Below are 21,081 nucleotides of genomic sequence, written 5' to 3'. Positions count from 1 at the left end.
TCAGCCTCCCTGGCCGCTGGCGGCCCGCGGTCGCGAACCGACCAGGCCGTAGAAAATGATGTAGAGGTAACACGCCACCGGCAGCACGAAACTCAGGTGCAGGCCGATGCGGTCGGCCAGCACGCCCTGCAGCAGGGGAATCACCGCGCCGCCGACGATGGCCATGATCAGCAGGCTCGAGGCCTTGTTGGTCAGCGGCCCCAGGCGCTCGATGGCCAGCGAGAAGATGGTCGGGAACATGATCGAGTTGAACAGCCCGGTGGCGACGATGCCGTACACCGCGACCTCGCCGCTGGCGGCCAGGATCACGCCCAGCAGCACCACGTTGGCCAGGGCGAACACGGCCAGCAGGCGCCGCGGCGGGTACTGCACCAGCAACCACGAGCCGGCGAACCGCCCGACCATGGCGCAGCCCCAGTACGCGGACACGTAATGGGTGGCGCGCTGCTCGCTCATGCCGCCGATCTCCGGCAACGCCAGGTAGTTCACCATCAGGCTGCCGATGGACACTTCGGCGCCGACGTAGAAGAAGATCGCCAGCACCCCGAACAGCACGTGCGGGTGCCGCAGCGCGTCGAGCAGGGTGTGGTGGCCGCTGTCGGCCTTCTCGGTGGCCTCGGTCAGGCTGGGCAGGCGGAACAGGCAGACGAACACCGCCAGCAGCGCCAGCGCGATGGCCAGGCCGACGTAGGGCCCCTGCACCGACTGCGCTTCGGCCGCGCGGTAGGCGATCTGCTCGGCCGCCGGCAGCGCGTCGATCTGCTCGCTGCTCTTGACCGTCGTGCTCAGAATCAGCAGGCCACCGAACAACGGCGCCAGGGTGGTACCCAGCGAATTCAGCGCCTGCGCCAGGGTCAGCCGGCTGGAGGCGGTCTGTTCCGGCCCCAGCAGCGCCACGTACGGGTTGGCCGCCACCTGCAGCACGGTGATGCCGGTGGCCAGCACGAACAGCGAGGCCAGGAACGCTTCGTAGGTGCGCAGCGCCGCCGACGGCCAGAAGCCGAGCGCGCCGATGGCGGCGATCAGCAGGCCGGCGATGATGCCTTTCTTGTAGCCCAGGTGCGCGACCAGCCGGCCAGCGGGCAGCGACATCAGGAAGTACGCGCCGAAGAACGTGAACTGCACCAGCATCGCCCGCGTGTAGTTCAGCTCGAACACCGCCTTCAGGTGCGGGATCAGCACGTCATTGAGGCTGGTCAGGAAGCCCCACATGAAGAACAGCGTGGTGGCTACCGCCAGCGCGACCCGGGGCGTGACCACCGGGGTGGACGTCGCGGGCGTTGACAGGGGCGTGGACGGTATCGGCATGGCGCGCCTCGGGGTGCGGGGTCGGAAGGAATCAGATGGGGCGCGCGGCGCTGCTTTCGCGGATGCGCAGCTGCACCGGCGCGACCGTACGCATCGGCGGCGCATCCGGGTCGTCCAGCCGCTGCAGCAGCAGCGCGGCGGCCTGGCGCCCACGCTCGCGCGGGTCGGCGGTCAGCGTGGTCAGCGGCGGCACCGCCACCGCGGCCTCGGAAATGTCGTCGAAGCCGGTGACGGCGAAATCGCCGCCGGGGCGGATGCCACGCGAGGTCAGGCCCAACATCAGGCCCAGCGCGACGGTGTCGTTGTAGCAGACCGCGGCGCTGGGGCGCTGGCCGTCGGCGAACAGTTCGCCGGTGCGCGCGGCCGCTTCCAGGCGGTTGGGCGCCGACTCGATCATCCATTGCGGGCGTGCCTGCAGGCCGGCCTCGGCCAATGCCTGCTGATAGCCGGCGCGGCGCTGGTGGCAGGAGCTGGACGCGGCGTGCCCGCCGAAGAAGGCGATGTCGCGATGCCCGCGCTCGATCAGGTGGCGGGTGGCCAGGTAGGCGCCCTGCTGGTTGTCCATGGTCAGGAAATCCCAGTCGGCGCCGGGCAGTTCGCGGTTGAACAGCAGCACGTTGGCGTGGCTGCCGAGCACCTGCCGCAGCTGCGCCGCGTCGCTGCCTTCGGCCGGGGACAGGATGAAGCCGGTCGGGGTGTGCTCCATCAGCGTGCTCAGCACCGCCTGCTGCCGCTCCGGCGACTCGCCGGTGCTGCCGAGCAGGGTCACGTAACCCTTGCCGCCCAGGGCCTCGTCCACGCCGGATGCGAACTCGGCGAAGAACGGGTTGGACAGGTCGTTGATCACCAGCGCGATCGACGACGAGGTGCGCCGCCGCAGGTTGGCCGCGGTGCGGTTGTACACGTAGCGCTGGCGGCGCAGTTCGGCCTCCACCCGGGCGCGGGTATCGACGTTGACCAGCGGGCTGCCACGCAGCACCAGCGACACGGTCGCGCGCGACACGCCCACGGCCTGGGCGATGTCGGTCACGGTGACCGCGCGCTTGCCGGTCCGGCGCGTGGATTTTCCGGCGGTGGAGGTGTCGTTGCTCATCGTCGCTCGCAGGTGGGCATGAACGTCACAGCTTAAAAGCGGCCAATGACGAAGTGGGAACCGGGATCAGTCCCCGTGGCCCGGCACATCGTCCGGGTCGTCGCTCGTCCGCAGGACGCCGGCTCATCGCATCGCACTGCCCGGGGTGGCGCACCAGGACACCGGCAGGTCCGCCACGTCCGTGCCCCAGCCCTGCTCCGGCGCCTGCGCGGCCAGCGTGTAGCGGATCGTGCCGCCCGCGCGCAGCCGCGCCCAGTCCAGCCACACCGCGCGCTGCGGCCTGCCGTCCACCTGCACCGCCTGGATGTACTGCAGGCTGCGGCCGTCGGCGCCCGGTGCCTGCAGGCGCAGGGTGCGGCCGTTGCCCAGCGCGATCTCGGCGCTGGAGAAGCGCGGCGCGTGCAGCAGGAACTGGCCGCTGCCCGGCACCGCCGGGTACAGGCCCAGCGCACTGAACAGGTACCACGCCGACATCGTGCCCAGGTCGTCGTTGCCGGTGACGCCGTTGGGCGCGTTGGTGAACAGCTGCTGCGCCGCGCGCACCACGGTGGCGGTCTTCCACGGCTGGCCGATCAGCGTGTACATCCACGGCGCATGCAGGTCCGGTTCGTTGTTCGGGTTGTAGCGGTACTGGTTGTAGTAGCTGTACGGGCCGACCACCCATTCCTTGCGCGCGGCGGTCAGCGGCGCCTGCACCAGCGCGTCGTAGGCGAAGAATGCATCCAGGCGGCGCCCGGCCTGTTCGCGGCCGTGCATCGCCGCCACCAGCCCCGGCACGTCCTGCTGCACCAGCCACTGGTACTGCCAGGCGGTGCCCTCGTGGAAGCCATGCTGCGAGCGCGGGCTGTAGTGGCCATCGGCCGGCGTGTACCACGCGCCGTTCTCGTCGCGCGGGCGCGGGAAGCCGCTGAAGCCGGTCTCGGCATCGCGCACCTGCGGGTCCCATACCTTGTGCCAGTTGCGGCCGCGCTCGCGCAGCGCCGCCGCGTCGTCGGCATGGCCCAGGCCATCGGCCATCTGCGACAGCGCGCAGTCGGCCAGCGCGTACTCCAGCGTGGCCGAACCGCCGTGGTGCGGGTCCACGTCCATGCCCTTGGACGGGAACGCGCGGTCATAGGCGACGAAGCCGTCGCGCAGGTAGCGGGCGTTGCCGGAGCGGCCGGCCGCGCGTGAGTTCAGCGGCGGCATGCCGAAGGCATTGCGGCGCAGCGCCGCCCAGGCCTCGGCTTCGCGGCCCGCCAGCGCGCCGAAGCGCCACAGGTCCACCAGGAACGGCGTGACCGGGTCGCCGGTCATGACGTTGGTCTCGAAGTTGGCGTAACCCCAACGCGGCAGCCAGCCGCCCTGGGCGTCGATCGCCAGCAGGGTGCGGCCGATGTCGCGCGCCACGTCGGGCCGGGTCAGCGCCAGCCACTGGTTCTGCGCGCGGTAGGTATCCCACAGCGAGAAGTACTCGTAGTAGGTCCAGCCATCGGCGCGGTGGATCGCGTCGTCGTAACCGCGGTAGCGGCCATCGGCGTCGCTGCCGGTCATCGGCTGCAGCAGCGCGTGGTACAGCGCGGTGTAGAGCACCGTGCGGTCATCGCGGCTGCCGCCCTGCACGCGCACCGCGTCCAGCTGTTCGCGCCAGCCCTGCTGCGACAGCGCGCGCATGCGCTCGAAACCGAGCAGGCGGCCGTCCTGCATGCCATCGGCACGCAGGTTGCTGCGCGCACCTTCGGCATCGACGTGCGAGATCGCGCTGGTCGCGGTGACGGCACGGCCGTCGGCCAGGTCGAAGCTCAGCCACGCACCATTGGGCTTGAGCTCGCCCTCCATGCTGTGGCGTGCGCCGGGCAGGCCGCCCTGTTCGCCCCAGGTGCCGTGCGCCTTGAACGGGCGGTCGAACTCGATGCGGAACCAGGTGGTGTACTGGTGGCCGCCGCAGAAACTGCGGGTCACCAGCTTGCCTTCCACGGCGCGGTCGCCGACCACGTCGATGACGCTGCCGATCACCGAATGGCGCTCGTTGGCCTGGCCCACGTTGACCAGCACATGGCCCTCGGTGCCGGCGGCGAAGGTGTAGCGCTCGCTCGCGGCGCGGGTGCGCGCGGTGGCTTCCACGTCGATGCCGCCGTAGTCGGTCAGGCGCACCCGGTAGTAGCCGGCCTGCCCCACTTCGCCGGCATGGCTGTAGGCCGATGCGTAGCGCTTGTGGTCGAAGGCCTTGGCGTCGGTGGTGTCGAAATCACCACCGGGGCCGATGCTGCCGGTGACCGGCAGCACCGATACCTGCCCGCCCTGCTCCCAGCAGCCGGCACCGGACAGGAAGGAATGGCCGAATCCGCGGATCTTCTCGTCGTCGTAGCGCCAGCCGGCGTAATGGCTGCCGATCGGGCTGACCTGGATCAGGCCGAACGGTGCCGACGCACCCGGGAAGGTGTTGCCGTCGTCCTTGCTGCCGATGAAGGTGTTGACCTCGCGCTCCAGCGCGGGCGGCGCGGCCGCCAGCGACGGAACGCAGGCCAGGGCCAGCAGGCAGGCGAGCCCGGCGGCGGAACCCCTGCGGGGGGCGGTGGACGGCGATCGGCGCATGCGGTGGTTCCTCAGGGTCGATGTCGGTGGGTGGAAAAGGGGGTCCGGCCGAAGCCGGACCGGTGATACCCGGCCATCCCGAGCGGGATGGGGAGAGGAGCCGGGATCAGAAAGCGGCAGGGCGACGCGCAGCCCGCCCCGCCGGGAATGACGGTGCGGCCAGGGCCAACGGGTGATTCGATCCGGTCATGGCGTTCTCCCCTGCGACCCGCGGGTGCAGCGCTGCGGAAACAACCCACAGCCGGCATTCGCGGGATCTTCCATCGGTCCAAACGGGACCTGCGTTGAATTTAGATCGATTCAAGTAAACCACGGCCCTTTGCCGGACCGCATTCTGCGGCGCACCATCGCCGCCCCCCGCGGGTCATCTGCCCGGCTCCGGCGGCGACGTCGGGCGCGCCCAGGCCCTCTCCCCTTGCCCGTTCGCGGCCGGCGCCAGATGCGGGCAGACGCCCCCCCCTGACAGGGGGCCGGCAGCCCGCGGACCCGCCGCGTCTTATTGCGCAGCAACATGCAGCGGGGAGGGCGCTGTGCTAAAAAAACCGCGTCATTTGTTTAGATCGATCCAAATAGAGATCGACTGGCAATTGCCTGCGACAAGGGAAAACGGACCGGGTCCGTCACTCGATCCATGCACGAAACGCCCCCGGCGCGCCGGGGATGCGTGGCTTCAGAACTTAGATCGATTCAAGTCCTTTCGTACCAGAAGCGGATCCAAATCCAGGAGAGGGAGAGAGTGGAATGAAACAGACATCACGCATGCACGCCCGCAGTTCGCTGTCCGGTGCCATCGCCATCGCATTGGCCGCAGCGGCACTGCCGGTGAGCGCCATTGCCCAGCAGGCGGCCACGCCGGCGCCGGATGCCACCACGCTGGATGCGGTCACCGTCACCGGTTACCGCTATGCCATCGAGAAGAGCCTGCAGCAGAAGCGCGACGCCAACGCGGTGGTCGAAGTCATCACCGCCGAGGACGTCGGCAAGTTCCCCGACAAGAACGTGGCCGACGCGCTGCAGCGCGTGCCGGGCGTGATCATCACCCGCAGCGGCGGCGAGGGTAAGAACGTCAGCGTGCGCGGCCTGTCCTCGGAACTGACCCTGACCGAGTTGAATGGCAACTACATCGCCACCGCAGAATCCAACGGCGACCCGACCCGTTCGTTCAACTACACCCTGCTGCCGTCGAACATGCTGGGCAGCGCCGAGCTGTTCAAGTCGCCGGAAGCGCGCATCGACGAAGGCGGCATCGGTGGCACGGTGATCCTGCACACGCGGCGTCCGCTGGAGATGGAATCCAACACCGGCTTCGTCTCCGTCGAAGGCACCTGGGCCGACACCACCCGCAAGACCGACGGCCAGGCGTCGGCCTCGTACGCCTGGCACGACAAGGACGAGCGCTTCGGCGTGTTCGTCGGCTACACCGACCAGAAGCGCACCACCCGCACCCTGGGCGCCAGCACCGAAAGCTGGCAGTGGTATGGCCGCGACGAAGGCGGCACCGCGGTCGACGTCAACGGCAACCCCTCGAAGTTCAACTCCAACTGGTGGGGCGGCACCGGCTTCTACGACCAGAGCGGCAGGTACTACACCGGCTTCATGATGCCGACCTCGGTGAACCTGGACGTCAAGGAGGAGGAACGCGAGCGCAAGGGCGGCCAGCTGACCCTGCAGTTCAAGCCGCTGGACAACCTGACCCTGACCGCGAACTACTTCCGCTTCGACCTGTCGCAGAACGCCCAGACCCACACCATCAAGGTGCCGGAATGGAACATCGCCCGCTACTGGGGCGACGGCAACTGGGCCGGCGGACGCCTGCTCGACGGGCTGACCCTGGACCCGAGTGGCACCATCGTCACCGGCGCCGATTACAGCCGGCACCCGGGCAAAACCTATTACTGCAGCGAGGAACAGGCCGCAGCAGGCGGCATGGCGCCGGGCGGCTGGGGTTCGGACGACTGCACCGTGCCGACGCCGCAGATCACCGGCAGTTACAACCTGGAAAAGGCGCTGTCGCAGACCGCCGATTTCTCGGCCGAATGGCGTGGCGAGTCGGTCGACATCGCCTTCAAGGGTGGGCGCACCTGGGCCAAGGGCGGCCCGTCGCTGCAGTTCTCGGTGCCGCTCAAGCCACGCAGCCAGAACGCGGACGGCAGCTGGAACCTGGGCAACCTGGCCAGCTCCTGGAACCTGACCGGCACGCCGTCGATGGCGTTCTCGCCGGAACTGATGCAGAACCTGAAGAACGGCATCCTGCAGGTAGACCTCGGCTCGACGGGCTCGTCCTGGACCCGCAACACCACCGAGCAGAAGTACGCGCAGATCGACAGCACCTGGTACAACGACAGTGGCGTCCTCGACTCGCTGCAGTTCGGCGTCAAGTACCGCGACGGCGGCATCCACCGCAGTACCGGCAACAGCTACTGGACCTGCCCGGGCAGCGATCCGGCCGACTACGAGAACCGCTACTGGAACGGCGGCTGCAACGACCTGGCCCAGCAGTTCTCGCCCGACTTCCTGTACGCGATGGGCAACCTGGCCGGCGGCATCAACGCCAGCGCGTTCCCGGCCATCAACTACCCGGCCTACATCGCCTATCTGAACAAGACCTACGGGCCGATGCAGACCCGCAACGAGGACAACTTCGTCTACAACGTGGACGAAAAGATCTACGCCACCTACCTGCAGGCCAACTTCCGTACCGAGCGCCTGCGCGGCAACGTCGGCGTGCGCGTGGTCAGCACCCGCCAGCACGCCGATTCCACGGACAAGGTCACGTCCTACAACGACTACTTCTACGACGACGCCAGCGGCAATCCGCTGGCGTGCCAGGCCGGTGACACGGTACCTGGCGGCGCCCCCGCACGTACCTACTGCGGCACCGAAGGCTATTGGCGGCTCTCCGACAGCGAGGCGCGCACCGAATCGTTCGCGGTCAGCGGGCTGGATCGCAGCTACACCGACGTGCTGCCGAGCTTCAACCTGGCCTATGACCTGACCGACAACCTGCTGCTGCGTGCGGCGGCCTCCAAGGTGATCGCGCGCCCGAGCTACAGCAACATCGCCGCCCCGGGCAGCCTGGAGTACTTCAGCCCCGAGTACGTCAACGACCGCCGCCTCACCGGCGGTGCCGGCGAACAGGGCTGGTACGGCTCGGGCAGCAACAAGAACCTGGAGGCCTACAAGGCCACCCAGTACGACATCGGCCTGGAGTGGTACTTCCAGCCCGGCTCGGTGCTGGGCCTGGGCCTGTTCCGCAAGGACGTCAGCAACTTCTCGGTGCCGGTGGTGCAGGACGTGACCCAGAACGTCGGCGGCCAGACTGTGGTGGTGCAGAACTACTCGACCACCGCCGGCGGCCGCGACGCCGTTTCGCAGGGCGTGGAGTTCTATGCGCAGCACACGCTGGATTTCGGCCTGGGCTTCCAGGCGAACTACACCTGGAACGACACCAACGAAGCCGCCATCACCCTGGAGGACGGCACCGAGATCGGCAAGTCACCGCTGGTCGGCAGCGCCAAAAACCAGGCCAACTTCACCGTGTTCTATGAAGTGGAGAAACTGCTGCTGCGCGCCTCGTGGAACCGTCGCGGCGAAGTGGTGCAGGGCCTGGTCAGCGGCCTGAACCTCTACCAGGAGCCGTACCAGCAGATCGACCTGAATGCGGCCTACAACATCACTCCGGCACTCTCGCTGAGCGCCTCGGTGCTGAACCTGACCCAAGAAGAGTCGCGTACCCACCTGGGCAACGACACCAAGGCCCGCTTCTACTCCAACAACTATGCCGGCCGCGTCATGTATCTCGGCCTGACCTGGAAGTTCTGACCCCTGCCTTCCAGGCACCGACGACGACAGCCGCGCTGGTACAGGCGGCTGTCGTCGTTTGCAGCGCTTGTAGATGCGGGGCTCGCCCCGCATGGGCTTCACCGGAAACGCCCCGTGCGGGGCAAGGCCCGCACCGGCGGACTCCCTGCGTGGATGCGGGGCCTGCCGCGCGTGTGCGGTATTCCGGCAGTTCTCAGGTCAGCGGCGTCATCACGCCCTTGCGGTAGGCCGGGCGCTGCTGCAGGCGCGCGTACCAGCCGGCCAGGTGCGGCAGTTCCGGGCGCTGCACCGGCATCTCGAACCAGGCATACGCGAACGCGCCGAGCGGGATGTCGCCCATCGCGAACGTCTCCCCGGACAGCCACGGTTGCCGCGACAGCTCGGCGTCGGCCAGCGCCAGCAGTTCCCCACAACGCACCAGCGCGGCGTCGATGCGCGCCGCGTCGCGGTCGGCCGGTGCGGTGCGCACCACGCCCCAGAACAGGTCGCGGAAAGCCACGGCGAAGCTGGAGATGGTCCAGTCCATCCACTTCTCGCTCTGCGCGCGCCGCGCCGGATCCTCGGGGTACAGCGTACCCAGCGCGTAGCGCGCCGACAGGTAGCGGACGATGGCGTTGGATTCCCACACCGGCAGGCCATGGTCCTCGATCACCGGTACCAGCCCGTTGGGATTCATCTGCCGGTACTCCGGCGTCTGCGTGCCGCCGAAGGCGCCGCCGACCTCGATCGATTCATACGGCAGGCCGATCTCCTCGGCGCACCACAGCACCTTGCGCACATTGCTGGAATTGTGGCGTCCCCAGATCTTCAGCATTGCGGTTCCCGTCATGGCCGATGCCAGGCGCGCACGATACGCCAGCCCACGTCATGACGGCGTCCGCAGCGGTGCGCCATCAGCCCACGCCCGGCTTGCCGGCCTTGGGCGCGGCCTTGCGCGGCAGCGCACGCACATAGGACGACTTGCCATCCTTCTTCAGCTCGAACAGGCCGATCGCCGCGAGCAGGTCCGAGAGCTTGCCGTACCCGTAGTTGCGCGGATCGAACGAGGCCTGGTTGCCGATCTGGCTGCCCACCGGCCCCAGGTGCGCCCAGCCATCCTCGCCCTCGGCCGCGGTCACCGCGCGACGCAGCATCTTCACCAGGCGCGTGTCGCCGCGCAGCTCCGCGCCGCTCTTGCGCGGGCGCGCCTCCTCGCCCACGTCCGGGCCCACTTCCGGGGTACTGGGGTGCGGCTGCCCCAGCGCCTCGAGGTAGGTGAACTGCGAGCAGGCGTTGACGAACGGATCGGGCGTCTTCTTCTCGCCGAAGCCATATACCTTCACCCCGTCGGTCAGCAGGCGCATCACCAGCGGGGTGAAATCGGCATCGCTGGAAACGATGGCGAAGCCGTCCAGGTTGCGCGCGTAGAGCAGGTCCATCGCATCGATCACCATCGCCATGTCCGAGGCGTTCTTGCCCTTGGAATAGGCGAACTGCTGGATCGGCCGGATCGCGTATTCGTGCAGCACCGACTCCCAGCCCTTCAGCCGCGGGCTCTTCCAGTTGCCATAGGCGCGGCGCACGTTGGCCACGCCGAAGCGCGCCACCTCGGACAGTACTTCGTCGATCTTCGCCGCGGGCGCGTTGTCGGCGTCGATCAGCAGGGCGATGCGCTTCTCCGGATCGGACACGGGGTTGTCTCCATGGCGGTCGATTGGCCCCAGTATCGACCATCGACATGCGCGCGCGCACCCCGTGCGAAGATGGAGGCCGGTTGTCACGCTCTCCAGCCGGCCACGCCCGGCCCCCACCGGAGTAACGCATGCCCCACGACCGCCCTCCCCGGCTGCTGATCATCGGCGGCGGCTTCGCCGGCCTCTGGGCCACACGCGCCCTGGCCACCGCGAAACTGCGCATCACCCTGGTCGACCGCCGCAACCATCACCTGTTCCAGCCGCTGCTGTACCAGGTGGCGACCGCCGGCCTGTCGGCCCCGGACATCGCCGCACCGCTGCGGCACATCCTCGGCCGCCAGCGCAACGTCGAAGTGCGGCTGGGCGAAGTGGAGGCGATCGACAAGCAGCACCGCCAGGTGCGGCTGCGCGACGGCGGCACGCTCGACTACGACCTGCTGCTGGTGGCCAGTGGCGCCACCCACGCCTATTTCGGCAACGACCAATGGGCGCCCGACGCGCCCGGGTTGAAGACGCTGGACGACGCGCTGGCGCTGCGGCGGCGGCTGCTGCTGGCCTTCGAGAAGGCCGAGGCCGAGCCGGATCCGGCAAAGAAGGCGGCATGGCTGAGTTTCGCCATCGTCGGCGGCGGGCCCACCGGCGTCGAGCTGGCCGGCACCCTGGCCGAGATCGCGCGCCACACCCTGCGCAACGAATTCCGCCATATCGATCCGGCGTCAGCGAAAGTGCGCCTGGTCGAGGCCGGGCCGCGGGTGCTGTCCAGCTTCCCGGAAGTGCTGTCGTTGAAGGCGCGCCGGCAACTGGAACGGCTCGGGGTCGACGTGCATACCGGTACGCCGGTGACCGCGATCGACGCACGGGGCTTCCGCCTGGGCCAGGACTTCATCCCCGCCCGTACCGTGGTCTGGGCCGCGGGTGTCGCCGCCTCGCCGCTGGCGCGGACGCTGGACACGCCGCTGGACCGCGCCGGCCGGGTACTGGTGCAACCCGATCTCACCGTGCCCGGCCACCCGGAGATCTTCGTCGCCGGCGACCTGGCCGCGCTGGCCCAGGCCGATGGCCGGCCGGTACCGGGCGTGGCGCCGGCCGCCAAGCAGATGGGCAAGTACGTGGCCGCCGCCATCCACGCGCGGCTGCAGCAGCGTGCGGCACCTCCGCCGTTCCGCTATCGCGACCAGGGCAACCTGGCCACCATCGGGCGCATGGCCGCGATCGTGCACATGGGCCGGCTCAAGCTCTCCGGGCTGCTCGCCTGGTGGTTCTGGCTGGCCGCGCACGTGTTCTTCCTGATCGGCTTCCGCAACCGGCTGGTGGTGCTGCTCAACTGGGCGGTGGCGTACTGGAGCTACCAGCGCGGCGCGCGCATCATCTTCGGCGACGCCGATACCGGCGCCGGTGCCGATCCACCCACGCGGCCGCCGGCGGACTGAGCGCAGCGGGACTACCCCCCGTTGCCGCCGGCGAACTGCTCGAACACCTGCTGGCCGGTCAGCGTCGGCGTCTGGTTGGCCAGCGCATAGAACGGCGGCTTCTCGTCGATGAAGATCTGGCTGGCCAGTTCGAAGGCCTGCTCCTGGAACAGGCCGGCCGAGACGTAGTACGCGCCGTCGGGCACCAAGCGGTAGTAGAGGGTGCTGCCGCAGGTGCCGCAGAACGCGCGCTCGGCCCACTCCGAGGAGCGGAAGGTCGTCAGCGCGGCGCCGCTGAACTGCACCGTGTCGTCACAATGCACGGCGAAGAACGGCCCGCCGGTCCAGCGCCGGCACATGCCGCAGTGGCACAGGCCGATCTGCCCCGCATCGTTGGCCACCACTTCGACCGCACCGCACAGGCAGGTTCCCTTCATCGTCGTCTCCGTTCGTGGATTGCGTCCGCGCAATCTACACCGCGCCGACGCCACGCAGGCCGTCGGCGGTCGCGGTTTGGCAAGACGGCGCCGGCATGCCCGCGCCGGTAGCGGCCAGCGGCAACGAAAAAGCCCGGGTTTCCCCGGGCCTTTCGCATGCCCGCCTGGCGGCGTGGCGATCAGGCGGTGAACAGCGCCTTCATCTTCTTCAGCGCGTTGGCCTCGATCTGGCGGATGCGCTCGGCCGACACGCCGTACTCGTCGGCCAGTTCCTGCAGCGTCACCTTGCTGTCGGCATCGAGCCAGCGGCGGGCGATGATGTCGCGCGAACGCTGGTCCAGGTTGGCCAGGCCCTCGCGCAGCAGCTGCAGCTGGTTTTCCTCGCTGTCCTCGCGCTCGTAGGCCTGCGACGGGTCCTCGTCGCGCGCGACCAGGTACGCCGCCGGCGACGGCGGTGCGTGGTCGTCGTCCTCGTCGGACGGCGCGTCGAAGCCGACGTCGCGACCGGACAGGCGCGACTCCATCTCCATCACTTCGCGCTCGGAGACGTTCAGGTCCCGCGCCACCGCGCTGACCTCGGCCGCGTTCATCCAGCCCAGGCGGGTCTTGGACTTGCGCAGGTTGAAGAACAGCTTGCGCTGCGCCTTGGTCGTGGCGACCTTGACGATGCGCCAGTTCTTGAGGATGAACTCGTGCATCTCGGCACGGATCCAGTGCACCGCGAAGGACACCAGGCGCACGCCCATGTCCGGGTCGAAGCGCTTGACCGCCTTCATCAGGCCGATGTTGCCTTCCTGGATCAGGTCGCCCAGCTGCAGGCCGTAGCCGTTGTAGCCGCGGGCCACGTGCACGACGAAGCGCAGGTGCGAATGCACCAGCTCGCGCGCGGCGTCCAGATCCTGCTCGTCGCGGAAGCGGCGCGCCAGTTCCTGTTCCTCATCGACCGAGAGCACCGGGATCTGGTGCACGGCACCGATGTAGGCATCCAGCGAACCCAGCGCACTGGGAATCGGAAGATTGTTTGCCACAAGGGCAGTGGAGGTGTTCTGGCTCATAGGACCTCATCTTAGCAGTCGAACTATTGGACTGCCCGGTACAGAAAAAGTTCCAGCGTTCTATTTTTGTCGAAAAACAGCCGCGGAAGCACCTCAGAACCTCCCGGTATGGATCAACCGGGAATCAGCCCAGCGTAGCAGGAAGCGGGTCACCGCCACATGACAGCGCAGGGAGCGTTCAGCCACCGGCGAGCTGGGCGTCCAGCGCCGCGCGGGGCGGCAGGCGCCAGTCGATCGGCCGCTGTCCGCGGCGGACCAGGTACTCGTTGGCCTGGGAGAAATGGCGGCAGCCGAGGAAGCCGCGGTGGGCCGACAGCGGCGAGGGATGCGGCGCCTTCAGCACGCGGTGGCGGCGGGTGTCGATGACCTTGCCCTTGGCCTGCGCGTAGCTGCCCCAGAGCAGGAACACCAGGCCTTCGCGCTCGCGGTTGAGGACATCGACCACGTGGTCGGTGAACCCCTCCCAGCCCTTGCCCTGGTGGGCGCCGGCGCGGCCTTCCTCGACCGTCAGCACGGCGTTGAGCAGCAACACCCCCTGCCGCGTCCACGGCAGCAGGCAGCCGTGGTCCGGGCGCTGGAACGGCGGCGCGACGTTGCCGTCGCCTTCCAGCTCCTTGTAGATGTTCAGCAGCGACGGCGGCACCGGCACCCCCGGCATCACCGAAAAGCACAGGCCATGGGCCTGGCCGGCGCCGTGGTACGGGTCCTGGCCGAGCACCACCACCTTCACCTGCTCGAACGGGGTCGCGTCGAACGCGGCGAATATCTGCGGCCCCGGCGGGAACACCCGCGCACCGGCGGCCTTGCGCTGGCGCAGGAAGGCCGCCAGTTCGCGCATGTCAGGGCGCAGCAGCCAGTCGCCAATGCGCGCCTTCCAGCCCGGCTCAAGCTGGATGTTCGGCGCTGCGCTCACAGCGCCACGGCCGGTTGCGCCAGCCGGGTCAGGCGCAGCTGGAACAGCACCTTGGTCACCAGCAGGCGCTCCTCGATCGGCTTCTGCACCAGGTCGTTGGCACCGGCCTGCAGCAGCGCGGACTGGTTGTGCGGGTTGCTGTCGCCGGTCATCACCAGCACCGGCAGGCGGCGCTTGCCGTAACCGAAGTCGATGCGCACGCGCTCGACCACGTCGCGGCCGTTGAGCTCGCCCTTGAGGGTGACGTCGGTGAGCACCAGGTCGATGCGCCGGGTGGTGCGCCCGAGCGACTCGGCGGTCAGCAGCGAAAACGCATCCTCGGCGGTGAGCACGTGCACCACGTGCAGGTCGTGACGCTCGAGCATGCGCTTGGTGGCTTCGGCCACCACCCGGCTGTCCTCGACATACAGCACGGTCGCGCCGGGCACCGGCTCGGGCTGCACGTAGCCGCGGATGAAGGTCGCCAGCGCCTCGTGGCCCAGCGCCTTGTCGAAATAGTCGGTGACGAACTCGTTGAAGCGGCGCTGCTCCAGGTGGCGCTGCGCATCGCCGGATACCACGATCACCGGCACGTAGGCCTGCCCGGCCGCCTCGCGCACGCTGCGCGCCAGCGCCAGGCCATCGCCGTCGGGCAGGGCCAGCGAGGTGGTGACCAGGTGCACCGGGCCGGTCGCCAGCGCCGCGCGCGCTTCCTCGATACCGGCGCAGCCCACCACCTCCACGTCCGGCAGCTCGCGCTGCAGCACATCGGAGATCAGCTTGCGCACCAGTTTTGAGCCATCGACCACCATCACCCGCGGGGCGTCGCTGATCAGATGCTTGAGTTCGTGCGTGGACATGCGCGTGTCAGGTATCGGTCGGGCGAGTCTGCCTGAGGAAGTGCCCGGTCACCAGCCACGCCCCCAGCCACCCCAGGATCACCGTCCCCAGCAGCACCAGCCCCGAATGCAGGGCATCGAGCCCATGCAGGGTGAAGGTACTGCCATAACTGCCGGTCAGCGCGGCCAGCGGCGGGCGCAGGGCCAGGCCGCAGGCGCCCACCAGCGCCAGCGCCAATGCGCCCGCGCCCAGGCCGTACCAGGCGCCCAGGTAGACGAAGGGGCGACGGATGAAGCCGTCGCTGGCGCCCAGCAGCTGCAGCACGCCGATTTCCTCGCGCCGCGCCTGGATGTCCAGCCGCACGGTATTGCCGACCACCAGCACCGCGCCCAGCCCCAGCAGCAGCGACAGCACCTGCACCAGGCGCGTGCCGAAGCCGAGCCAGGCGTCCAGGCGCTGGCGCCACAGTGCGTCGTGCTGGACCAGGTCGGCCTGCGGCAGCGCCTGCAGCGCGCTGGCCAGGGCCATGTCCTGGTCCCCGGCCGGAGTGACGATCAGCAGTGTCGGCAGCGGGTTCTCGCCGAGTGCGTCGATCGCCTCGCCCAGCCCCGCGCTCTGGCGCAGTTCGGCCAGGCCTTCGTCCGGCGTACGCAGCACCACGCCGGCCACGTCGGCACGCGAGCGCAGGCCCGCGGCCACGTCCTGCGCGGTGGCGCCGTCGACTTCCGGCTTGAGGAACAGATTGATGTCGCGCGACTGCTGCACGCTGCCGGCGAACAGCTTCAGGTTGTCCAGCGCGATCGACAGCCCCAGCGGCAGCGCCAGGGCCAGCGCCATCACCGCCACGGTCAGCACCGTCGCCCATGGCTTGCGCAGCGCGCGACCGAGGCTGAAGACCACGCTGTGCAGGTGGTGGGCGGACCACACGCGCAGCCGCGACGGCGCGGGCGTGGCATGCGCGGCGGCCTTGCCCGCGGCGTCCTTGTTGTCCGGATTGCTGCTCATTCGGCCAGGTCCTGCGGCGAGATGTCGTCCACCAGGCGGCCGTGGTCCAGGATCAGCACGCGCTTGCGCATGCGCTTGAGCAGCGGCAGGTCGTGGCTGACCACCAGCACGCTGGTGCCGCGCCCGGGCAGTTCGGCGAACAGGGCCATGATCTCCGCGGCCAGGGTCGGGTCGAGGTTGCCGGTCGGCTCGTCGGCCACCAGCAGCCTGGGTTCGGCGACGATCGCGCGGGCGATGCCCACGCGCTGCTGTTCGCCGGCCGACAGCTGCGTGGGCAGCGCCTTCTCGCGATGGCCCAGGCCCATGCGCTCGAGCACCGAGCGCACCCGCTTGCCGGTGTCGGCGCGACGGTCGCCACGCAGGATCAGCGGCAATGCCACGTTCTCGCCGACGCTGCGGTCGATCAGCAGGCGGTGGTCCTGGTGCACCGCACCGACTTCACGGCGGTGCAGCGCCACCTTGCCGCCGCGCACCTTGAGCAGGTTGCGCTCGCCGAACAGCACGGCGCCACGGGTCGGGCGCTCGCTGAGATGGATCAGCTTCAGCAGGGTGCTCTTGCCGGCACCGGAATGGCCGGTGACGAACAGCATCTCGCCGGCCGCCACCTCGAAGCTGACGTCCACCAGCGCCTGGTGGCCGCCCGCATAGTGCTTGCTGACATTGTCGAAACGCAGGACGCTCATGCAGCGATTATGCCGGAGCCGGAGCGCGGCGTGCATCGCGCCGCCGGGCGCGGCCGCGGAACGACAACGGCGCCGGCCAGGGGCCGGCGCGCCCGATCAATCGCCCGACAGCATCCGCCGGATCTTGCGTCCCAGGCGGGTCAGGAACGAGTCGCTGTCATTGCCGGACGCGCGCATCGGCGTGGCCGGCACCTGCACCGGGCCGTTGCCGGCCGCAACCGCGGGCGCGGCGACGGCGGCTTCGGCGCCCTCGACCGGACGCCCGTGGCGACGACGGCGACGCTTGCGCGGCGCGCGCTCGCCTTCCACCGCGGCCTCCGGCGCACCTTCGGCACGCGGCGGGCGGGGCGGGCGCGGAGCGGCAGCGGGTTCGGCCGCGGCCGCCCCCTGCTCGCCCTCGACGCGCGGCTTGCGCGGGCCACGCGGCTTGCGATCGCCATCGCGGCGCTCGCCACGGCCGGCGCCGGAACGCCCGCCGCTGCGGCCACCACCGCGGCGCTCTTCCTCGGCGGCACGGGCTTCGCGCGCCTCGCGGAAGATCGCGCCGACGCTTTCGTTCTCTTCGCCTTCGCCTTCGCCCTCGGCCGGCGCCGCGCGTTGCGGGCGCGGCAGCGGGGTCAACAGCTCCTTGGTGACCGGCTCGGAGGGAATCTTCTGCTCGATGTAGGCCTCGATGTCCGGCAGGCTCATCGCATAGCGCTCGCAGGCAAAGCTGATCGCGTCGCCCTCCTCGCCCAGCCGCGCGGTGCGGCCGATGCGGTGCACGTAGTCCTCGGCATCGAACGGCAGGTCGTAGTTGTAGACGTACTTGATGCCGTCGATGTGCAGGCCACGCGCGGCCACGTCGGTGGCGACCAGGATTTCCAGCTGGCCCTTCTGGAAGCGGTTGAGCAGGCTCTCGCGCTTCTTCTGCGGCACGTCGCCGGACAGCACGCCGACGCGGTAACCGGCCTTCTCCAGCGCGCGGGCGACGCGCTCGACGAACACCTTGGTGTTGACGAACACCATGGTGCGCGCGCCCTCGCTGCGCGAGAGCAGGCCCAGCAGCAGCGGCAGCTTCTCCTCGTCGGAGGGGAAGTAGATGCGCTGGCGCACACGGTCAGCGGTGATGTTGTCGGTTTCCACCACCAGCTTCTGCGGCTCGTTCATGTGCTCGTAGGCCAGCTCCAGCACGCGATGGCTGAGGGTGGCCGAGAACAGCAGGGTCTGGCGGGTGGTGCGCTCGGGCATGCGCCGCAGCAGGAAGCGGATGTCCTTGATGAAGCCCAGGTCGAACATGCGGTCGGCTTCGTCCAGCACGCAGATCTCGCAGGCATGCAGCGAGACCACCTTGTGCTGCTTGACGTAGTCGATCAGGCGGCCCGGGGTGGCGATGATCACGTCCACGCCCTTCTGCAGCAGCTCGCGCTGCTTGTCGTAGTCGACACCGCCATAGACCAGGGCGAAGCGCAGGCCCGAATCGGAGGCGAATTTCATCGCGTCCTTGTGGATCTGGATGGCCAGCTCGCGGGTCGGCGCCAGGATCAGCGCGCGCGGGTCCTCCGGCTTGCGGTCGGCCAGCGCCGGCCGGCTCAGCAGCCGGTTGATGACCGCCACCAGGAAGGCCAGCGTCTTGCCGGTGCCGGTCTGCGCCTGGCCGGCGACGTCGCCGCCCGGCAGGGCCACCGGCAGGGTCAATGCCTGGATCGGGGTGCAGCGGGTGAATCCGGCTCCCTCGAGTCCGGCCAACAGCGCCGGTTGCAGCTCGAAGGAGGAAAAAGTCACATCAGTCAGCGGTTTGTCGCTCATTATTTGGTCTTGGTAGTGCCAGCCGGCCAGGTTGGCCGGGCGGCTTGCATCGTATCGGGCACCGTCGCACACTGCGGCCCCTGCGCCGGGTCGCGCGACGCAAGGCCAAGCCTTTGGGTCCGCGCAATGCCCCAGTTTAGCGCAATGCGGCAGCCAACCCGGCATGGGCCGTCGCATTGCCCCAGGAGACTCCTCAAGTGAGCGATAAGGTTCTACACGTCGGCGATGCCGATTTCGACGCCGCCGTGCTGCAGTCCGACACCCCGGTGCTGGTGGACTTCTGGGCCGAATGGTGCGGCCCGTGCAAGATGATCTCGCCGGTGCTGGACGAACTGGCCGACGCCTACGACGGCAAGCTGAAGATCGCCAAGCTCAACGTCGACGACAACCGCGCCACCGCGGTCAAGTACCACGTGCGCTCCATCCCGATGCTGCTGCTGTTCAAGGATGGCCAGATCCAGGCCACCCAGATCGGCGCCGTCGGCAAGGGCCAGCTGAGCCAGATGATCGACAAGGCGCTGGCCTGACCCCTCCCCGCCGGCGGCCTGGCCGCCGGCTCCGGGCCGCCCTTACCGCGGCCCAACGGGCGTTTCCCGCCACCTTGCACCGCCGTGCGCGGCGGTGTTAGTGTCGCCGCATCCGGCAGCGTTCGCCTGCCGCACCCTCCGGCCGGGTTCTCGTCCGGATCATTCCCAACCAGTTCGCCGCCCTGTCAGGCGCTCGCACGTCAGCGAGAGGAATCAAGCACTTGTCCGAGAACACTCCTTCCGAAACCGGGAGCGCCGACGCGCCCGTCGAGAAGCGCGTGCGCAAGCCGCGTGTCGCCAAGGCCGCCGAGGCCGCCGACAGCAGCGGCCCCGCTTCCCCCCCGGCCCAGTCCGCCCTGCCGCTGCCGGCCGGCGACAGTTCCCCTGCTCCCGCGGCCCCGGCCCCGGCCCCAGCCCCCGGCAACGACGCCCCGGCGCCCGCGCCGGCCGGCAACCCGTCCGCTGGCCAGGAGGGTGGCGAGGCGCGCGGCGGCGACGGCAACAACAATGCCCAGCGCCACGGCCAGCAGAACCCGCAGAACCAGCAAGGCCAGGGTCAGGGCCAGGGCAATCGCCGCGACCGCTTCCGCAACCGCCGTGAGCGCAACCGCGACCGCTTCCGCGACGACGGCCTGCCCGGCGACAACGGCAACGAGACCTTCGTACCGCGCCCGCACCCTTCGGTGCCGGAAGGCTTCCCGGTCTATTCGCTGAGCGATCTGAAGAAGATGCCGGCGCACAAGCTGCTGGAAATCGCCGAGCAGCTGCAGATCACCGACGGCGTGGCCCGTGCCCGCAAGCAGGACGTGATCTTCGCCCTGCTCAAGGTGCTGACCCGCCATGGCGAGGGCGTGGCCGCCGATGGCGTGCTGGAAATCCTGCCCGACGGCTTCGGCTTCCTGCGCGCCGCCGAGGCCAGCTACCTGGCCGGCCCGGACGACACCTACATCTCGCCCAGCCAGATCCGCCGCTTCAACCTGCGCACCGGCGACCACATCGCCGGCCGCATCCGCTTCCCGAAGGACGGCGAGCGCTACTTCGCGCTGAACATCGTCGACACCATCAACGGCGAGCCGATCGAAGCGTCGAAGAACAAGGTGCTGTTCGAGAACCTGACCCCGCTGTTCCCGCGCAAGCGCTTCACCCTGGAACGCGGCAACGGCTCTTCCGAGGACATCACCGGCCGCATCCTCGACCTGATGGCGCCGCAGGGCAAGGGCCAGCGCGCGCTGATCGTCTCCCCGCCCAAGGCGGGCAAGACGATGATGATGCAGCAGATCGCCACGGCCATCACCACCAACCACCCGGAAGTGCACCTGATCGTGCTGCTGGTGGACGAGCGCCCGGAAGAAGTGACCGAAATGCAGCGCACGGTGCGCGGCGAAGTGGTCTCCTCGACCTTCGACGAGCCGGCCGCACGCCACGTGCAGGTGGCCGAAATGGTGATCGAGCGCGCCAAGCGCCTGGTCGAGCACAAGAAGGACGTGGTGATCCTGCTGGACTCGATCACCCGCCTGGCCCGCGCCTACAACAACGTCGTGCCCAGCTCCGGCAAGGTGCTGACCGGCGGCGTCGACGCCAACGCCCTGCACCGCCCGAAGCGCTTCTTCGGCGCCGCGCGCAACGTCGAGGAAGGCGGCTCGCTGACCATCATCGCCACCGCGCTGGTGGAAACCGGCTCGAAGATGGACGAGGTGATCTACGAGGAGTTCAAGGGCACCGGCAACAGCGAAGTGCACCTGAACCGCCGCATCACCGAGAAGCGCGTGTACCCGGCCATCGACATCAACCGTTCCGGCACCCGCCGCGAAGACCTGCTGATCGAGCCGGAGCTGCTGCAGAAGATCTGGATCCTGCGCAAGCTGCTGCACCCGATGGACGAAATCGCGGCGATGGAATTCCTGCTGGACAAGATGAAGAACACCAAGTCCAACGACGAGTTCTTCGGTTCGATGAAGCGCTGATCCCCCGCCGG

Annotated in this window: 16 protein-coding genes; 4 read left to right on the top strand and 12 right to left on the bottom strand. The window is 69.2% G+C overall.

The genetic code is table 11. The annotated features are described in order from the left end of the window. The 3 genes from fucP to MKP15_RS12005 form a co-directional block, all read right to left on the bottom strand. Positions 1-1,308: an L-fucose:H+ symporter permease gene (gene fucP, locus MKP15_RS12015; RefSeq protein ID WP_240212849.1), complete on the bottom strand. Its 1,308-nt coding sequence runs from the start codon at positions 1,306-1,308 to the stop codon at positions 1-3. A 31-nt stretch (positions 1,309-1,339) separates the two neighbouring features. Next, the gene (locus MKP15_RS12010) at positions 1,340-2,401 is read right to left on the bottom strand and encodes a LacI family DNA-binding transcriptional regulator (protein WP_104937825.1); all 1,062 of its coding nucleotides are present in this window, start codon (positions 2,399-2,401) and stop codon (positions 1,340-1,342) included. Between the two features lie 123 nt (positions 2,402-2,524). Continuing rightward, complete coding sequence (locus MKP15_RS12005) at positions 2,525-4,975, bottom strand: GH92 family glycosyl hydrolase (RefSeq protein WP_240212848.1); 2,451 nt, start codon at positions 4,973-4,975, stop codon at positions 2,525-2,527. A gap of 741 nt (positions 4,976-5,716) precedes the next feature. On the opposite strand from MKP15_RS12005, the gene MKP15_RS12000 reads away from it, so the two are divergent. After that, the gene (locus MKP15_RS12000; protein ID WP_240212847.1) at positions 5,717-8,797 is read left to right on the top strand and encodes a TonB-dependent receptor; all 3,081 of its coding nucleotides are present in this window, start codon (positions 5,717-5,719) and stop codon (positions 8,795-8,797) included. A gap of 193 nt (positions 8,798-8,990) precedes the next feature. On the opposite strand, the gene MKP15_RS11995 is transcribed toward MKP15_RS12000, so the two are convergent. Beyond that, on the bottom strand, positions 8,991-9,611 hold the full coding sequence (locus tag MKP15_RS11995; protein WP_161615367.1) for a glutathione S-transferase: 621 nt from the start codon (positions 9,609-9,611) through the stop codon (positions 8,991-8,993). A 79-nt stretch (positions 9,612-9,690) separates the two neighbouring features. Next, positions 9,691-10,467, bottom strand: coding sequence for an NYN domain-containing protein (locus MKP15_RS11990; protein WP_240212846.1), 777 nt, complete (start codon positions 10,465-10,467; stop codon positions 9,691-9,693). Positions 10,468-10,598: 131 nt separating this feature from the next. Between MKP15_RS11990 and MKP15_RS11985 the strand changes: the two genes are divergently transcribed. Continuing rightward, entirely contained in the window at positions 10,599-11,900 is a 1,302-nt protein-coding gene (locus MKP15_RS11985; RefSeq protein ID WP_240212845.1) for an NAD(P)/FAD-dependent oxidoreductase, read from the top strand. An 11-nt stretch (positions 11,901-11,911) separates the two neighbouring features. On the opposite strand, the gene MKP15_RS11980 is transcribed toward MKP15_RS11985, so the two are convergent. The 7 genes from MKP15_RS11980 to rhlB all read right to left on the bottom strand — a co-directional run bounded on the left by MKP15_RS11980 (position 11,912) and on the right by rhlB (position 18,579). Beyond that, entirely contained in the window at positions 11,912-12,316 is a 405-nt protein-coding gene (locus MKP15_RS11980) for a GFA family protein (RefSeq protein ID WP_240212844.1), read from the bottom strand. Positions 12,317-12,495: 179 nt separating this feature from the next. After that, on the bottom strand, positions 12,496-13,371 hold the full coding sequence (gene rpoH / locus MKP15_RS11975; RefSeq protein WP_054661518.1) for an RNA polymerase sigma factor RpoH: 876 nt from the start codon (positions 13,369-13,371) through the stop codon (positions 12,496-12,498). A 178-nt stretch (positions 13,372-13,549) separates the two neighbouring features. Next, positions 13,550-14,284: a uracil-DNA glycosylase gene (ung, locus tag MKP15_RS11970; RefSeq protein WP_161615371.1), complete on the bottom strand. Its 735-nt coding sequence runs from the start codon at positions 14,282-14,284 to the stop codon at positions 13,550-13,552. Then, the gene (locus MKP15_RS11965) at positions 14,281-15,123 is read right to left on the bottom strand and encodes a response regulator (RefSeq protein WP_104937818.1); all 843 of its coding nucleotides are present in this window, start codon (positions 15,121-15,123) and stop codon (positions 14,281-14,283) included. The genes ung and MKP15_RS11965 overlap by 4 nt, the downstream gene beginning before the upstream one ends. Before the next feature lie 7 nt (positions 15,124-15,130). Further along, a complete protein-coding gene (ftsX, locus tag MKP15_RS11960; protein ID WP_240212843.1) occupies positions 15,131-16,108 on the bottom strand; it encodes a permease-like cell division protein FtsX in 978 nt (325 codons plus the stop codon). Beyond that, positions 16,105-16,791 (bottom strand): ATP-binding cassette domain-containing protein, encoded by a 687-nt coding sequence (locus MKP15_RS11955; protein ID WP_054661506.1) that lies wholly within the window; start codon positions 16,789-16,791, stop codon positions 16,105-16,107. Before MKP15_RS11955 ends, ftsX begins: the two co-directional genes overlap by 4 nt. A 96-nt stretch (positions 16,792-16,887) precedes the next feature. Then, positions 16,888-18,579 (bottom strand): ATP-dependent RNA helicase RhlB, encoded by a 1,692-nt coding sequence (gene rhlB, locus MKP15_RS11950; RefSeq protein WP_240212842.1) that lies wholly within the window; start codon positions 18,577-18,579, stop codon positions 16,888-16,890. 197 nt (positions 18,580-18,776) lie between these two features. On the opposite strand from rhlB, the gene trxA reads away from it, so the two are divergent. Further along, entirely contained in the window at positions 18,777-19,106 is a 330-nt protein-coding gene (gene trxA / locus MKP15_RS11945) for a thioredoxin TrxA (protein ID WP_054661500.1), read from the top strand. Positions 19,107-19,327: 221 nt separating this feature from the next. Then, positions 19,328-21,070: a transcription termination factor Rho gene (rho, locus tag MKP15_RS11940; protein ID WP_240212841.1), complete on the top strand. Its 1,743-nt coding sequence runs from the start codon at positions 19,328-19,330 to the stop codon at positions 21,068-21,070. Positions 21,071-21,081 lie beyond the last annotated feature (11 nt).

Origin of the sequence: Stenotrophomonas sp. Y6 (assembly GCF_022436665.1) — a bacterium.
GTDB classification, from domain to species: domain Bacteria; phylum Pseudomonadota; class Gammaproteobacteria; order Xanthomonadales; family Xanthomonadaceae; genus Stenotrophomonas; species Stenotrophomonas acidaminiphila_A.
This window is presented reverse-complemented; position numbering and strand designations above follow the sequence as displayed.

Bases quoted from the DNA above. Each gene is read 5' to 3' on its own strand.
- MKP15_RS11965 (WP_104937818.1), bottom strand. From the start codon at position 15,123: ATGTCCACGCACGAACTCAAGCATCTGATCAGCGACGCCCCGCGGGTG.
- fucP (WP_240212849.1), bottom strand. From the start codon at position 1,308: ATGCCGATACCGTCCACGCCCCTGTCAACGCCCGCGACGTCCACCCCG.
- rpoH (WP_054661518.1), bottom strand. From the start codon at position 13,371: ATGAGCCAGAACACCTCCACTGCCCTTGTGGCAAACAATCTTCCGATT.
- MKP15_RS11995 (WP_161615367.1), bottom strand. From the start codon at position 9,611: ATGCTGAAGATCTGGGGACGCCACAATTCCAGCAATGTGCGCAAGGTG.
- MKP15_RS11985 (WP_240212845.1), top strand. From the start codon at position 10,599: ATGCCCCACGACCGCCCTCCCCGGCTGCTGATCATCGGCGGCGGCTTC.
- MKP15_RS12010 (WP_104937825.1), bottom strand. From the start codon at position 2,401: ATGAGCAACGACACCTCCACCGCCGGAAAATCCACGCGCCGGACCGGC.
- MKP15_RS11955 (WP_054661506.1), bottom strand. From the start codon at position 16,791: ATGAGCGTCCTGCGTTTCGACAATGTCAGCAAGCACTATGCGGGCGGC.
- MKP15_RS12000 (WP_240212847.1), top strand. From the start codon at position 5,717: ATGAAACAGACATCACGCATGCACGCCCGCAGTTCGCTGTCCGGTGCC.
- MKP15_RS11980 (WP_240212844.1), bottom strand. From the start codon at position 12,316: ATGAAGGGAACCTGCCTGTGCGGTGCGGTCGAAGTGGTGGCCAACGAT.
- MKP15_RS12005 (WP_240212848.1), bottom strand. From the start codon at position 4,975: ATGCGCCGATCGCCGTCCACCGCCCCCCGCAGGGGTTCCGCCGCCGGG.
- rhlB (WP_240212842.1), bottom strand. From the start codon at position 18,579: ATGAGCGACAAACCGCTGACTGATGTGACTTTTTCCTCCTTCGAGCTG.
- ftsX (WP_240212843.1), bottom strand. From the start codon at position 16,108: ATGAGCAGCAATCCGGACAACAAGGACGCCGCGGGCAAGGCCGCCGCG.